Source organism: Deinococcus multiflagellatus, from assembly GCF_020166415.1.
In the GTDB taxonomy this organism is placed as follows: domain Bacteria; phylum Deinococcota; class Deinococci; order Deinococcales; family Deinococcaceae; genus Deinococcus; species Deinococcus multiflagellatus.
On the sequence record NZ_JAIQXV010000052.1, the window covers coordinates 1 to 1,659 of the forward strand.

The window sequence follows — 1,659 nt, forward strand, 5'->3', positions numbered from 1 at the left end:
CCCGGCGTCAGCCGCCGCGTTTGCCCCGCAGCGCTGCCAGTAGCTGGCCGCCACCCGGGCGCTGACCTGCGGGTCCTCAATCAGCTCGGGGTGTGCCTCCAGGTTCAGACCGGGGCGGCTGTGGGCGCGGTACATGGCCCGTCCGGTGAGCTGGATGTACCCCCCGCCCCGGTAGCGGTGGCCGTCGCCGCTCGCCTCGCTGCCGTTGCCCAGCCGGTGGGCGTAGGCGCGGTTGGCCAGCGCCACCGGGTTCAGGACATAGGGCCGCGCCGCCGCCGCGCTGCCCTGGAAGGCCGTGCGGAAGATGTTCGCAATGCGCGTGGGGTCGCGGTAGTACAGGTCCTCGCGCACGTTCCGAAAACCAGACTCCTGCGCGATGTTCGCCAGCCACGCGGCCAGCCGCAGCCGGGTCGTAATGCCGTGCTCGGCCGCCGCGACCGAGAGCACCCGCGCCGCCACTTCAGCGTCGGCGGGGGCGGTCCCGGGGCGGATGCGGCGCAGTTGGGCAGCGGTGATCATGGTGTGCCTCCCCCGCCGTGGCGGGACAGCAGATCAGCGGCGCGCCGCTTGATCCAAGCCTCGTCAAAGTTGCCCGACACGATGTCGCGCAGAAAGTCGATCAGCGTGTAATGCACGCGCTTGAGGTCGTCCAGTTCGGTTTCCACCCGTTCCAGCCGGGCGCGGTCTTCCTCGCGGCCTTTTTCCAACTCGGCCACGCGCTGGTCCAGGCGGTTGCGCTCGCCCTCCAGGCGGGTGTACGTGGTGTCTTTGCCCTTGCTCAGCAGCGTCCAGACACCGATGACCAGGGTGCTGATCAGGGTGATGCCTTGCAGGAGTTCCCCACTCGTCACGCTGCCCTCCAGGCGAGTTTCAGCGCCACCGCCGTCGAGCCGCAGTGCCACATCAGCGGGAAGCAGATGAAGCTCAGGGCGTTCGGCCCCAGGGCCAGCCACGCGGCAGCGGCCACCGTGGCCAGCCAGATGAACGCCAACATCATGCCGGCCATTGCCCAGCGCGGCTGCCGGGTGCGCAGCAGCACCGCGCCGGTCAGGCCAAACAGGACCGCCCAGACCAGGGGGCTGACCTGCAGCCCGCCCCAGGTCTCCAGAATCCACAGCATGGGTTTGGCCAGGGGCAGCACCATGAACGCCGTCAGGCCCAGCAGCACGCGCCCGATGAGCATCTGGTCGCGGTAGCGGCACTTCAGTTCGGGGCCCACGGCGCCCCCTTGATCGGCACGTCGCGCCAGTCGTTCGGCGCGGCGCGGTCCTGCACGCGGGCGCCCCGGAAGACCCAGTAGCCCACCTGTGGGGGATAACCGCCACCCATGCGGAAATACCCGATGGGCGGGATGCGCCCCCCCAGGCGGGTGAGGATGCGGGCCAGCCGCTCGCCACCGGGTGGGCAGGTGGGGGGCAGCTCGATCAGCACGAGGTACTGGCCGAGCATGTTGGGCCCGGCCTGCACGCGGGCCTCCACGCGGCAGGCCGGGGTGGTGAGCTGAGGGGCGGGCGCCCAGGCCACCGGCAGGGCGGGAATCTGGGCGTGGGCAGCGGACAGGGCCACCGCGCCCAGGAGGATGGACAAGAATCGGCGCATAGGGCCTCCGGGCCAGCAGAAAGGGAAGCCGCCCCAACGCTGGCCGGCTGGGGCGGGGTG

At 71.1% G+C, this 1,659-nt stretch carries 4 protein-coding genes; all 4 read right to left on the minus strand.

The features are described 5' to 3' along the window. The coding region (locus K7W41_RS23235) for a glycoside hydrolase family 19 protein (protein WP_396116240.1) at positions 1-519 on the minus strand (519 nt) is incomplete at its 3' end. After that, complete coding sequence (locus K7W41_RS23240) at positions 516-851, minus strand: hypothetical protein (RefSeq protein WP_224612914.1); 336 nt, start codon at positions 849-851, stop codon at positions 516-518. The genes K7W41_RS23235 and K7W41_RS23240, both read right to left, overlap by 4 nt. Then, complete coding sequence (locus K7W41_RS23245; RefSeq protein WP_224612916.1) at positions 848-1,219, minus strand: hypothetical protein; 372 nt, start codon at positions 1,217-1,219, stop codon at positions 848-850. The genes K7W41_RS23240 and K7W41_RS23245 overlap by 4 nt, the downstream gene beginning before the upstream one ends. After that, a complete protein-coding gene (locus tag K7W41_RS23250) occupies positions 1,204-1,599 on the minus strand; it encodes a hypothetical protein (RefSeq protein WP_224612918.1) in 396 nt (131 codons plus the stop codon). Before K7W41_RS23250 ends, K7W41_RS23245 begins: the two co-directional genes overlap by 16 nt. Positions 1,600-1,659 lie beyond the last annotated feature (60 nt).

What these genes read in the sequence shown, in the direction of transcription:
- K7W41_RS23250 (WP_224612918.1), bottom strand. Translation starts at nt 1,599, where the DNA reads ATGCGCCGATTCTTGTCCATCCTCCTGGGCGCGGTGGCCCTGTCCGCT.